Annotated in this window: 11 protein-coding genes; 3 read left to right on the top strand and 8 right to left on the bottom strand. The window is 72.5% G+C overall.

All coding sequences use genetic code 11. From position 1 onward, the window contains the following. Window positions 1-30 precede the first annotated feature (30 nt). On the bottom strand, window positions 31-1032 hold the full coding sequence (locus DQW06_RS11670) for a glycoside hydrolase family 11 protein (RefSeq protein ID WP_013153731.1): 1002 nt from the start codon (window positions 1030-1032) through the stop codon (window positions 31-33). 392 nt (window positions 1033-1424) lie between these two features. Here DQW06_RS11670 and DQW06_RS11665 point away from each other — a divergent pair, with 392 nt between their 5' ends. Continuing rightward, window positions 1425-1718: a SelT/SelW/SelH family protein gene (locus tag DQW06_RS11665; RefSeq protein ID WP_019608408.1), complete on the top strand. Its 294-nt coding sequence runs from the start codon at window positions 1425-1427 to the stop codon at window positions 1716-1718. 99 nt (window positions 1719-1817) lie between these two features. Here the strand turns inward: DQW06_RS11665 and DQW06_RS11660 are convergent, their stop codons facing one another. Then, window positions 1818-3005, bottom strand: coding sequence for an aromatic acid exporter family protein (locus tag DQW06_RS11660; RefSeq protein WP_117198421.1), 1188 nt, complete (start codon window positions 3003-3005; stop codon window positions 1818-1820). 233 nt (window positions 3006-3238) lie between these two features. Here DQW06_RS11660 and DQW06_RS11655 point away from each other — a divergent pair, with 233 nt between their 5' ends. Beyond that, window positions 3239-3835: an HD domain-containing protein gene (locus DQW06_RS11655; RefSeq protein WP_013153734.1), complete on the top strand. Its 597-nt coding sequence runs from the start codon at window positions 3239-3241 to the stop codon at window positions 3833-3835. A 228-nt stretch (window positions 3836-4063) separates the two neighbouring features. Beyond that, window positions 4064-5005: a VOC family protein gene (locus DQW06_RS11650; RefSeq protein ID WP_013153735.1), complete on the top strand. Its 942-nt coding sequence runs from the start codon at window positions 4064-4066 to the stop codon at window positions 5003-5005. A 48-nt stretch (window positions 5006-5053) separates the two neighbouring features. On the opposite strand, the gene DQW06_RS11645 is transcribed toward DQW06_RS11650, so the two are convergent. The 6 genes from DQW06_RS11645 to DQW06_RS11620 all read right to left on the bottom strand — a co-directional run bounded on the left by DQW06_RS11645 (window position 5054) and on the right by DQW06_RS11620 (window position 11234). Beyond that, the gene (locus DQW06_RS11645) at window positions 5054-5413 is read right to left on the bottom strand and encodes an MmcQ/YjbR family DNA-binding protein (RefSeq protein ID WP_019608404.1); all 360 of its coding nucleotides are present in this window, start codon (window positions 5411-5413) and stop codon (window positions 5054-5056) included. A gap of 114 nt (window positions 5414-5527) precedes the next feature. Continuing rightward, the gene (locus DQW06_RS11640; protein ID WP_013153737.1) at window positions 5528-6076 is read right to left on the bottom strand and encodes a hypothetical protein; all 549 of its coding nucleotides are present in this window, start codon (window positions 6074-6076) and stop codon (window positions 5528-5530) included. Window positions 6077-6380: 304 nt separating this feature from the next. After that, on the bottom strand, window positions 6381-8354 hold the full coding sequence (locus DQW06_RS11635; protein ID WP_117198420.1) for an esterase-like activity of phytase family protein: 1974 nt from the start codon (window positions 8352-8354) through the stop codon (window positions 6381-6383). Next, window positions 8351-8731 (bottom strand): hypothetical protein, encoded by a 381-nt coding sequence (locus tag DQW06_RS11630; protein ID WP_013153739.1) that lies wholly within the window; start codon window positions 8729-8731, stop codon window positions 8351-8353. Before DQW06_RS11630 ends, DQW06_RS11635 begins: the two co-directional genes overlap by 4 nt. A 320-nt stretch (window positions 8732-9051) precedes the next feature. Further along, a complete protein-coding gene (locus tag DQW06_RS11625) occupies window positions 9052-9876 on the bottom strand; it encodes a peptidoglycan recognition family protein (RefSeq protein ID WP_013153740.1) in 825 nt (274 codons plus the stop codon). Window positions 9877-10187: 311 nt separating this feature from the next. After that, the gene (locus DQW06_RS11620) at window positions 10188-11234 is read right to left on the bottom strand and encodes a zinc-binding dehydrogenase (RefSeq protein ID WP_117198422.1); all 1047 of its coding nucleotides are present in this window, start codon (window positions 11232-11234) and stop codon (window positions 10188-10190) included. Window positions 11235-11482: the final 248 nt, after the last annotated feature.

Raw genomic sequence — 11482 nt, 5'->3', positions numbered from 1 at the left:
GCCGCGGGTGGATGTCGGCCGCGTCCGGGGTCAGTTCGCGCTGCAGGAGACCGTCGGCCAGGTCCAGTTGCCGTTGTGGTCGATCGTCACGCCCCAGTTGTTGCCGTTGCCGTTGGGCCTGGCGGTCAGCACCTGGGAGCTGGGGTAGTCGGCGCCGACGTTCCACGTGGCGCTGATCCTGGCCGGGGACGGCACGTTCATCGTCACGGTCCAGTCGTTCGAACCGCTGACCGAGACGTTGAGGTTGTACCGGTCGCTCCACTGCTGGCCCGCGGACAGGGTCGCGGTGCAGCCGCCGCCACCGGGGTTGCCGGGGTTGCCGGGGTTGCCGCCGCCGCTGGAGCCCACGGTGATGTTGGAGCTCCCGCTGCTCTGGTAGCCCTCCGTGGCCATGATCATGTAGTCGTGGTTGCCCAGGTTCATTCCGGCCCGGGCCCACGCGTCGAAGTGGTTTCCGGAGGTGATGGTTCCGCCCGTGCGCCTGGACTGACGCACGCTCCAGTACTGGGGGAAGGTCTGGATGCCGTCGATGGAGGGGGCGTCGTAGCGCATCGTCCGGTAGATGTCGTAGGTGCCGCCGTCGCTGGTGACCGTGCCCATGTGCGTTCCGGTGGGCCGGTAGGTGCCCCAGTTGTCGACGATGTAGTACTCCACGAGCGGGCTCCTCGTCCACCCGTAGAGCGTCAGGTAGGCGTTTCCGGACGGGTTGAAGCTGCCCGAGTAGGTCACCGCCCTGCGCCCGCCGGTGGGCCAGCCCTTGCCGGCGACGAAGTTGCCGGTGTTGCGCCATGAGGTGGTGTAGTTGCCGCCGGAGCCCAGCTCCATGGAGACGGTCCCCTGGCTGTCGGTCCAGAAGGAGTAGAAGTAGCCGTTGTGGGTGCCGGTCTGGTTGGTGGTGATGGCCGCGCTGGCGGTGCCGGGCAGCAGCGCCAGGGTCGTGACCAGCGCGACCGCGACGGCGCAGACCCGGCCGACGAGCGTTCTGGCGCGGCCTTGTCCGCGGCTGCGCGGGGGTGCGGGGGGATGGTTCATGGGTGCTTCCTCCTCGGGGATCGGGGGGTCAGGAGGCGTGCGGAGGACCGGATCGGGGGTGATCCGACCCGACGGGGACCGTGAGCCCCGTCACAGGGCCAGTGTCCGTCCGACTCCGTTGTGTTGTCAATAAATTCCGGAATATTCCGGATAACTTGGCGGACGGCTCCCCTTCCGCACGGCATCTGTCCTGTTCGGTGACCTGTAGTCGTGACGCGCCCGCGATCGAACACCCTTACTTCCGGAAGGGTTCCGGATCATGGTGGGCGGTGAGCCGCCGTCCTACGGGAGCGCCAAAGGCCCGGCACGCGCGGGCAACGCCTTCGCGCACCGGCCACGGCAATGCGCTCCGGCCTCCCTCTCGGGCCCGTCCCCGTGCCATGCTGGGAGTCATGGAGGTCAAGGAACCGCGGCTGGAGATCGAGTACTGCACCCGGTGCCGGTGGCTCCCGCGGGCCACCTGGATGGCACAGGAGTTGCTGACCACGTTCGAGGCCGAACTCGGCGAGGTCGCGCTCGTCCCGGGCACCAACGGCGTGTTCGAGGTGCGCCTGGACGGGGAGAGCGTGTGGTCGCGCCGGACCGACGCGGCCTTCACCGACGCCGCCGAGCTCAAGCGCCTCATCCGGGACAGGATCGCCCCCGAACACCACCTGGGGCACTCCGAGCTGCCCTCGGACGGCTAGGGGTCGGGGTCAGGCCCGTTCGCGCCCGGCGCGAACGGGCCCCTTCGGCGGTGCCGGGTGCCCGGAGGCGGGCGACGGCCGCCGCCGAACCCCGACGGTTCAGGAGCGCCGGAACGGCCGACGGCGTCGGCTCCGGTCCCCGCTCCGGGCGCGTCCCCGGGGCGCCCACGGCAGCCACGGCTCGCGCGGCGGGTGGGCGACCCGCGTCTGTTCGTCCTCTCCGGCCAGTGCCCGTTCGGCCCCCTCGGGTTCGAGACCGGCGAACAGCATGATGTCGGTGGCGACCATCCGCACGTACAGGTGGGCCGCCCCGGTCACGGGGTCGTCCACCGCGTCCTCGTCGAAGGGCCCGACCAGGCCGAGCACCCGGTCGACCGCGCGCTGGCGCGCCGCGCGGTCTCCGAGACCCTCGGCCAGCACGTCGAGCACGGAGGCCATCTCGCACACCACCGGCGCCAGGCGCCGGCGCTCGCCGCTCTCCGTGGCGGCGGTGGTCCGAGCGAGGGACAGGCAGCTCTCCCCGAGGATGATGAGCCGGTCGACCCGCTCGTCCTCGTACCGCAGCGGCTCCGGGTCGGTCCACCGCGCCCTGGACCAGCGCACCGCGCTGTGGCTGTTCTCGCGTGCGCGGCTGAGGTCGGCCATGGGCCTGCTCAGGGCGCCCAGACGGTCCACCGTCCACAGGGAGGGGTCCTCGTCCTCCTCCAGCGCGCGGCCGGTCGCGCCGAGCAGGCGGACCATCTCCGCCAGCGCGGCGGCCTCGGCCCGGCGCAGCCGCGAGACCACCCGGGCGGGGAACAGGAGCTGGCTCAGCAGGAGCGCCACCCCCGCTCCGATGAGGGCGTCGGTGAGTCTGCCGGTCCCGGCGAAGGCCACGGTGAGGATCGCACTGGCCGCCGCCTGGGCTATCACGAGCCGGGCCGCGCCGACGGCGACGGCGATCGCCATCGCCACGCCGGTGGCGGCGGCCAGGGCCCCGTAACCTCCGCCGGTGACGAGCAGGGCCAGTTCACCGACGACGATGCCGATGACCACGCCGAGCAGCATCCGCACGGCGTTGGTCCCCCGCTCCCCGCCCGCGGCGTTGAGCGCGATGACCGCGGCGATCGGCGCGAAGAAGGGAGAGTGGTCGCTGACCAGGCCGCCCGCGATGATCCACGCCGCGGTCGCGGCGACCGTGGCCTGCACCACCGAACCCCCGTCCGCGGACAGGCGGTCCAGCGCCGCCGAGCCCGCGCGGGCGGCCGACCGCGCTCCGGCGCGGACGAGGCCGCTCAGAGACCGCATGCCCCTCCCGACGCCTCCGGGTCCGGCGGGCTCCGCACTCCCGCGTGGACACAGCCACTGCCGCCACAGCTACCCACGAGGATCACATGATTACCCTCCGAAAACAAAAGCCCCGCGCCACTTGGACGGAAGCCGCCCGCACCGCCCTTCCTCCGGGGGTACGGCCTCCCCCACCAGGGTGGGGAGGAGGCCGTGCGGAAGGTGCGGCCGCCGTTGCGGTTACCGTCGGGGACATGGTGATCCCGAGTGACGAAGAGATCCGAGCGCTGCACGAGAGGCACGCGCCCACACGCGAGGCGTTCGACCTCGTCCACACCCACTGCGAGATCGTGTGCGCGGTCGCCGAGCAGCTGCTCGACCGCTCCGGCCCGGCGCTGGACCGCGCCCTGGTCCGGGCGGGGTGCCTGCTGCACGACATCGGGGTCTACCGGCTGTACGACTCCTCCGGGCGGCTCGACCACGCGCGCTACGTGAGCCACGGGGTGCTCGGCCACGAGATCCTCGCCGGGGAGGGGCTGCCCGAGGCGCTGTGCCGGTTCTGCTCGCACCACACCGGGGTGGGGCTGACCCGGCAGGACATCCGCGACCAGGGGCTTCCCGTTCCGGAGGGGGACTACGTGGCCGAGTCCGCCGAGGAGGAGCTGGTGATGTACGCGGACAAGTTCCACAGCAAGCGCAACCCGCCGGTGTTCTTCTCCGCCGACTCCTACGCCGCGTCCGTCGCCCGCTTCGGCGAGGACAAGGTGACCCGCTTCAAGGAGCTGCGCACGCGCTTCGGAGTCCCCGACCTGGCCCCGCTCGTGGCCGCCCACGGCCACGCCCTGGTCTGAGCCGGACTCAGTCGGCCGCCGGACCGGACGAGGCGCCCGTCCACGGGGCGGTGGCCGTGAACGGGCGATCCCCTTTCCGGTGCGCCGCTTCCCGGGGACCGGCGGAGAGAGCCGCACGACATTTATTTGACAAGGAAGAAACTTCCCTAGGATGGTGTTGTTGGGGCAAAACAGCCCCGACCTCCGAGGCACGGGAAACCCCTCGGACCTACTGACTGGGAGACCACCATGTCCGATGCGACCGAGACGGCACCGCGGGCGTCGTCCCCGGACGAGCGCCACCTGAGCGACGACGCGGGCATGGACGCCGTGACCCTGCGCGTGGGCGACCTGGAGTCGATGACCTCGTACTACGCGAACGCGCTCGCCCTGGAGCCGGTCGAGGAAAGGGCGCACGGGCGCGAGGTGCACCGCGTGCTCGGCCGCGGCCGGACCCCCATGGTCCGGCTGGTCTCCACCCCGGGGCTGCCCGCCGTCGACCCGCGCCAGGCCGGGCTGTTCCACACCGCGTTCCTGTTCGAGGACCCCGCGTCACTCGCCGCGACCGTCTACCGCGCGGCGCAGGAGCCGCGCAGCCGGTTCGTGGGCTCCTCCGACCACCTGGTCAGCGAGGCCTTCTACTTCACCGACCCCGAGGGCAACGGCATCGAGCTCTACACCGACCGGGACCGGTCGGCCTGGAGGTACGACCAGGGGCGGCTGCGGATGGGCACGCTGTACCTGGACCCCAACGACTACCTGCGCACGCACCTCGACGAGGCGGTCGTCGCCGAGGGGCCGCACCGGGCGGGCAGGGTCGGACACGTCCACCTGCAGGTCGGCGACATCGGGACCGCCAGGGCCTTCTACGTCGACGCCATCGGGTTCGAGACCACGGTCGACACCTACCCGGGCGCGCTGTTCGCGTCGGCGGGCGGCTACCACCACCACGTCGCGATGAACACCTGGCAGAGCGCGGGCGCGGGTCCGCGCGCCGCGAGCCTGGGGCTGGGCGACGTGGCGATCACCGTGCCCGCGCGCCAGGACCTCGACGCGCTCGTCGCGCGCCTGAGGGAGCACAAGCTGGCCCACGCCGACACCGGCAGGTCGGTGGTGCTCCGCGACCCGTGGGACACCCAGGTCACGGTCGCCCTTCCCGGCACCAGCGCCGAGGAACTCCTGGACCGCTGACCGCGGCCGCCGTCCGGGCCGGACGAAGGCCCCTGTCCCTGGTCCGGGTCAGGCCCGGACCAGGGACGCCGGGGTCGGCGGGGCGGCGGTCAGCTCCTCCGGGGCGGTCAGGTACCAGGCCTCCAGGGTGAGCTCGCTGAGCTCGTCCAGGTCGATCCCGTCGAGGTGGACGACCACCCAGCCGAACCCGCCCGCGGTGAACTGCACCTCGAACACCTCGGGCCGCTCGGCCACCAGCGCGGTCTGCTCCAGAAGGGTCTGCTTGAGCCCCACGGTGGCGGTGCGCGGCCACAGGTAGCCGAAGGGCCTGCCGCGCACGCGGAACGTCGTGTACTGGTCCGAGTCCCTGGACTCGCACTCCGGCAGCGCGCTCACCAACCGCACGAACCGCTCGATCTCCACACCCATGGGAGGAGCCAACCACACGCCGCCGACAGGTCGGCACGCGGCGGGTGGCCGTCCGTCGGCGCCGACCCCGGTCCCGCGTGTGGCGGGCCCCGCTCGGGCAGGACGGACCGCAGGTCAGACCAGTGCCGCGACCACCGCCCGCTCGTCGCCCCACCGGGCGAGAAGCCGCACGCTCCCCTCGGGCTCACCGTCCAGGACCCGCTGGACCAGCACCCGCCCGCCCCGGGGGGCGCCGGTGCCGGGCTCCCTGGAGACCACGACCTGCTGGGACCTGTTCTCCAGGCGGCGGCCCTCCTCCCAGACCTCCAGCTCCGCCTGCTCCTGCCCGCCCTCCAGCGCCCGCCGGAAGCAGGCGAGGGACACCTCGTCCTCGGTGCCGTCGTAGACCCAGCGCGTTCCCAGGACGGAGTGCTCCAGGGTGCCGACGAGGTGGTCCTCGTGGTCGGGCAGGGGCGCGCCCCGGTAGGTCAGCGGCAGGTGGAGCAGACGGTCCCCGCGCCGGACCAGGAACACCTCCACCCCGACCTCGCCCTCCGGGTCGTCGAACCGGTACGCGCCGAGGATCTCACCGGGCCCCCGGCCCGCCCACGGCTGAGCGTCCAGCCAGGCGCCGATCAGCTCGGGTTTGCTCGGTGTGAGATCGGCCTTGTAGATGATCGCCATGGGCCCAGTATCCGGCACCGGTGCTCGGCCGGGAAGCCGGCCGACCTGCGAGCCCCTCCCCCGGCCGTCCGGGCGGGGGAACGCGCCCGAGGGCGGCGGCGCCCGGGGGCGCGCTGGCGGGACCGCCAGCCGTCACCCCGTTTCCCCGGGGTCATGGCGGTCAGCGGGCGGGGTGAGCCCCGGAACCGGCGCCCGGCGCGTGTGGACCGCCGTGTCCGCCCCCCCGATGGGGGACCGACACACCTCCGGCTCCTTCGGGCCGTGTACGCCCCTCCTGTGGTGTCGGCGCCCCGCCTCTCCCGGGTCAGCCCAGGTCGACCGCGAGCGAGTAGAGCCGGGTCGCCTGGGTGTGGCGCCCGTTGTCGTCGGAGACCAGGTACAGCACGCGGCGGCCCTCGTAGGGGGCCTCCCTCATCACGGGACCGAGGGCCATGCCCTCGACGTTGGCCAGGATCTGGTTCTGCTGGGTCTCGTCGGAGACGACGTCGCCCTCAGGGCAGTCCGCCATGTCGAACAGGAGTTCCTTGTGGGCCAGGAGGTCACCGGCGTTCCTGCTGAGCGTCCTGCCGGTCACGTCCTGGGCGGCGCCGAGGTTCACCTCGTACACGCGGATGGCGTTGCCGAGCCCGCCGAGGTAACCGCGTTCGAGGGCGAGCAGGTGGTTCTCGTCGATCGCCGCCAGCTCCGCGAGGTAGAGGCCCACCTCCGTCTGGTACCCGTACTGGCGGTCGAGTGCGTAGGCGCCTCCGGGCTCGCCCCGGTAGCGCTGGATACGCAGCTGGTGGCGGCCGTGCACGTCCGCGTCGCCGAAGAGCGGGCCCTCCATACCCGCGAACAGGTGGGCGCCGTCCGGGGTGGCGGTCAGGGATTCGAGGTTGCGTCCGGGCTGCGCCTCGCCGAGCGGGGCCGGGAGGAAGGCCTCCGGCAGCGGTAGGGGGTCCCCGATCTGCCCGCCGTCGGCGGTCCCGAAACGGCGGATGGACGGTTCGTGCTCGGCCGCGACCAGGATGCTCTCACCGCCGTTCTCCACGACCAGCCCCTCGCCGTCGAACGCGTCGAAGGACTCACCGTCCGGACCGTAGAGGATCTGCATTCCCGTGACGGTGGGGGCCAGGGACTCGGGGGCGCCGAGCCCGAGGGTGAAGAACTGCGCGGGCTCGTTGTCGCGGATCACGAGGGCCTCGGAGCCGTTGCCGGTGAGGGCGAGGGCGGACAGGCCCTCGACCGGGCTCCCCAGGTGTTCGTTCTCGGGCGGCTGGTCGAGCTGGTCGGAGACGTCGAGGAGCCGCGCCCGGCCGTGCGTGTCGCAGGGGCCGGGAAACGGTGCGGTGCCGAAGCGCGGGTCCGTCCACTCGCGGAGCTGGTAGCCGCCCAGCCCTCCGAGGAGGAGGCCGGGGACCAGGGTCGCGGCGGCCAGGGAGGCCATCGTGCGGCGCGGCAGCGCCGCGGGGACCGGCACGGGAGGACGCGGACCCTGCCGGTTGCGTACGAAGAGCAGGTCGCCGACGCCGTTCCGGTCCATCCGCTGCGGTTCCGGGAGGCCCTTGTCGGCGAGCCTCGTCCTCAGCAGGCGGTAGATCTGGTTGAGGGTGAGCAGTTCCTGCTGCTTGTTCCCGGGGTCGCCGCTGGTCAGGATATCGATGAGCTCACCGGTGAAGGCGGTGTGCCTCGCCTCCGGAGGGGCCTTGGCCTGACCGCTCCCGGTGGTGGAGGTCAGGACGTAGGAGCCCTCGATCTCGATCTGCTGCTTGTCCGGGACCGTCGTCCCGGTCATCACTCCGTCGAGCGCCCTGCCGCTGTAACAGCAGTCGAGGATCACGATCTGCCGCTTGACGCTCTTCCTGGACTCCCTGAGGATGTCGCGCAGCACACCGTAGGCGAGCGAGGTCTCGCTGCGGTCGCGCACCGAGCTGGAGAGCGTCAGGTAGAGCTGGTCGTCGCGGATCTCCAGGAGGCCGTGCCCGGCGTAGTAGACGAGCAGGGTGTCCTCGGCCTTGTCCGCGGCGTCGTAGATCGGCCCGGTCAGCTCGCCCGGCAGGGAGGGGTTGCGCACCACCCAGCGCCGGTCCTCGGGAACGCCCCAGAGGTCGGTGTCCGCCAGCGCCCGTTCCAGATCCTTCAGGTTCCGCGGCACCGAGCGCAGATCCGGCAGGTTCTGGTAGGCGTCGACCCCGATCAGGACACAGGCCGACCGGGCGGGGTCCAACCGGCCCCGCCCACCGCCCGCGGTGTCCGTCCGCCCCCCGTCGGGCGGCTTCGACGCGGCCTGCTCCGTCACTCCCCGTCCTCCGGCTCGTCCGCGTCCCGGAGTTCCTCCAGGGCGCGCAGCACCGTGGGCAGGTCGTCGAGTTCGGCTTCGGTGAGGGTGATCTTGACACCGTCGCGCTCGAAGGTGAACGAGGAACGGGCCGGGTGCGCGCGCCGCCAGGACGCGATGGCCACGGCGAGCGCGCCGTACTGGGCTCCGAAGTCGCAGACGAACTGGACGACCTCGAAGGCGCCGCCCATGACGTCGGGCTCGTCGAGAGAGCCGCCCGTGTGCTCCATCGTGACGCCCGCGGCGCGCAGGTTTCCGGCCTCGCCCCTCAGCCACCGGTACAGGGACCTGAACTCGGCGTCACTGGTGGGTCCGTGCACCGACAGTTGAACGTTCATCTCGCAACCTCATGACATCGAAGGCCCGCATCGCCGCCTGGAGCCGGCTCGCACCCGGGGGCGGGTGCGCAGCCCCGGAACCGGGGGCCGACGCCATCCACAAGGATGCCGGTTCCCCACTCCCGGTGTCCGGGATTCGTCAGGATTCCCGGCGCTCCGGGCGGTGGCGCGCCGGGCGCCGCGGGCAGCGGCCGGGCGCGCGTGTCCGGGCTCGCCGCCGGGGGCTCCCCGATCCTGCGGGGACGAGCGGACACGGGGGCTCGGTGTCCGCCGGAAAGGAGGGGCGGCCGGTTCCATGGAACTCGGCGGGCCGGGTGCGTCTAGCGGGAGAAGTCGTCCGGGCCCCGGGCGGGACCGTGGTAGAACAGGCGGTCCGGCTCGTCGTCGGGCACGGGCGGGTAGGTGGGGCCGTCCTCGCCCGGCTCCTGGCGGGCGGCGATGGCGATGCCCCGGGCCCGCATCGTCTGGGCGGCCCTGTCGCGCAGCTCGGGGAGCCTGGAGTACAGCACGTCGCCGGGGCAGGCGGTGGCGTTGAAGTCGCGGTGGCCCAGGATGGCGCCGTGGGGGTTGAGCCCGTAGGCGCCGCACAGCCACGCCAGGGTCTGCACCAGCGCGTCGGTCAGGGCCGCGGTCGGGCCCGCGCTCGTGTACAGGCCCTCGTTCTCGATGCCGATGCAGGTGTTGTTGTGGTTGGCCACGTGGGCGCCCACGACGTGGTTGCCCGCCGCGATGGCCTCCGGGGTGCGGTCGCGGCCCTCCATGACGTAGCCGCCGCGGCTGATGGTGAGCTGCTGGCCGGTGTCGCTCCACCCGTTGGTGTCCATGTGGTGGTTCTGGATCGACCTGGACAGGTTCAGGGCGTGGTCGAGGGAGTAGTTGGTGCTGTTGGGCGTCGCGGTGTGGTGGACCACGATGTAGCGGGGCGCGGCGGCCAGGACCTGGATGGGGCTGCTCGGCGGGCGTGCGCCCCAGGCGCCCCGCCAGTACAGGTAGGGCTGGGCCGCCTGGACGGCGGCGCTCGTGTCGGCCGGTCGGGCGAAGGCGCTTGTGGCGCCGACCGCACCGAGGGCGGCGGTGGCTGAGGCGATGGTGGCCGCGCGCAGGATGCTGCGCCTGTCCGGACCTGACCCGTGGGTGTTGGTCATGGGGATCCTCAGGGGGTAGCGGGGGTTACTTGCCAGTTCATGAAAAAACACGGACCCCACGGTGCGCAAAGGGTCACATCGCGTATTTCTGTGACCGCTTCCGGCCAGAAAAGCAACCCGAAGACCCCGTGGCCGGATTCCGTTCGATGTTGTATGAGCGGCGGGAAAGGCGGGAGGGGATTCCCGCCTTTCTTCTTTCCCGCCCGGCGCGGCCAGGAGGCGCCGGCATTTCGGCGAACGGGAGGCCGGAGCAGCCGACAGCCGCTACGGGGGCGAGCTGGCGAGGACGTCCGGCTTCGACACCCTCGGGCTCAGTCGATCGTGACGACGATCTTTCCGACGTGCTGGTGGCGCGTGAACTGCTCCTGGGCCGTGGCCAGGTCGTCCAGCGCGTACCGGGCCGCGATCACGGGCTGGACCGTGCCGCCGCGCGCCGCGCGCAACAGCGCGGCGAAGTGCTCGCGGGTGTGCATCGACGAGCCGATGAGGCTGATGTTGTGCAGGTACAGCCGACGCAGGTCGAACTCGACGACCGGTCCGGCGACCGCCCCGGCCACGACCCACCGCCCGTCGTCACGGACCAGCGGCATGAGCTGGGAGACCAGCGGACCGCCGACCACGTCGGCGACCGCGTCGACGCCCCCGGGACCGCACCGGTCGATCTGCTCGGCGAGGTCGCCGCCTCGGTCGACGGTGTGCGAGGCTCCGGCGGCGAGCACCTCGGCGGCCTTGTCTCCGCTGGTGACCGCGATGACGTTCGCTCCCCGCGCCCCGGCGAGCTGTACCAGGGCCAGGCCGACACCGCCGGAGGCGCCGGTGACCACGACCGTCTCACCGGCGGTGACGTCCGCGCGTTCCAACATGCCCATGGCGGTGCCGTAGGCCACCGGGAGGGCGGCCAGCTGTTCGTCGGACAGCGGCGAGCCGGTCACGTCGTGGGCCTGCTCGGCGGCCACGACCACGAACTCGGCGAAGCCGCCGTCGGCCTCGCTGCCGAGCAGTCCCACCGGCGGCGCGTCGCGCGTGTGGTCGCGGTACAGGGCCGGGTCCACCAGAACGCGCTGGCCCACCCGGTCGGCGTCGACGCCCGCACCCACCTCGGCGATCACACCGCAGATGTCACCGCCCTGCACGCGCGGGAAACGGAGGGGGCCGCGCCAGCCGGCCCGTGCGTCGGGGTCGCCGGGCAGGCCGTAGGCCCCCTCCCGCGTCCAGACGTCGGTGTTGTTGACCGCCGCAGCCAGGACCCGGACCAGCACCTCGCCGGTACCCGGTACGGGTCGGGGCCAGTCACTCCGTGCGTGCAGTACCTCCGGTCCGCCGTGCGCGGTGAGCACGACCGCTCTCATCTGTCCCATGCGCCCCATCGTGGCATCCTCACACAACACCGTTCCAACACGGACCCGCCGCGGACACGGGGTCGCCATCCCTGACCAGGTGTTCCGTCCGAACACGGAATCGGTGGCGCCCTGACGCCGCGGTCTGACGGTGAGCGCGGTGGTGGCGGCCCTCGGTCCGGCGCGGCCTGCTGGAAGGCGCGCGCGAAAGCGGGCCGCCCCTTCCGGGCGGGGCCCGGAAGAAGCGGTCCGGCGGCCGGACGGCCGCC

Source organism: Nocardiopsis sp. TNDT3, assembly GCF_003427465.1.
GTDB lineage: Bacteria > Actinomycetota > Actinomycetes > Streptosporangiales > Streptosporangiaceae > Nocardiopsis > Nocardiopsis dassonvillei.
This window is presented reverse-complemented; position numbering and strand designations above follow the sequence as displayed.